The organism is Phytobacter sp. V69 (assembly GCF_965644215.1).
Taxonomy (GTDB): domain Bacteria; phylum Pseudomonadota; class Gammaproteobacteria; order Enterobacterales; family Enterobacteriaceae; genus Phytobacter.
Genome location: NZ_CBFFRL010000470.1, coordinates 1 through 804, shown reverse-complemented (window position 1 = coordinate 804; position 804 = coordinate 1). Strand labels below are relative to the sequence as shown.

1 protein-coding gene is annotated in these 804 nt (G+C 44.7%); it reads right to left on the bottom strand.

Annotated features, from left to right (window positions below; genetic code table 11):
- Positions 1 to 189: 189 nt before the first annotated feature.
- Complete coding sequence (locus ACSZPU_RS26045; protein ID WP_499004511.1) at positions 190 to 630, bottom strand: ECs1072 family phage-associated protein; 441 nt, start codon at positions 628 to 630, stop codon at positions 190 to 192.
- Positions 631 to 804 lie beyond the last annotated feature (174 nt).

Here is an 804-nt window from a genome sequence, read left to right as displayed (position 1 = left end):
GAAAGTCTGATGTTCATGGTCTGAGCATGATCCCCTGACAGCATGAAATCAAGCAGTTTCAATGATCACGGGTATATACTGTTATCCGTGAGTTGAGTGCAGGGATGCATTTCGTGGCGGGAATTGTTTAATAAAAGACATGAAATAAAAAAGGGCAGTTAAGCCCTTAATCATCTAATTATTCGCAGGCTATCGTTTCAGGATGCTTTCATTATCGCGAGGTGCCCAATCTTTTTCTGAGAAATCATATAAAGAATAAGGCTGATCGCGTAAGCCGTTAGCGCGTAAAATCCCACGGACATCTGCCGGCAGGTTTTCATCGCGGAAAAGCTCGGCAATAACAAACATTGCATCGCTAAACGACAGCTGTTTAACTTCAAAGGGTTTCCAGCCAGTACGCTTGAAAATAAGGTGCCAAAGCGCTTCTTCCCCGGCCAACGCCACATAGGGGCTGGCATACTTCTCCCGATGACGAGACAGCAGCACTTCCAGTGTAAAAATGTGCCCGACGCGTTGCTTCGCGGAAATCCCTCTCGCTGTCGTTTCATTCTTCAATTCGTCGTGTGTTATGTCATTGTTTTCACATACTCTGGTCTCGATGGCTTGCCATAGATCGTCAAACTTTTGCATAGCAGTTACCCTGTAATAATTATTTACGGCAATTAGACAATACCAGAGAAATCAGCCATCCGCCAAAGCGAGCAACAGGCGAGTTTATGATAAAAAGAGGCTAGGCTGTGTCCCTTAATTGCATAACCTCTTGTAAAACAATCGGATGCAACCCAGCTTGACCATTGAAAGATA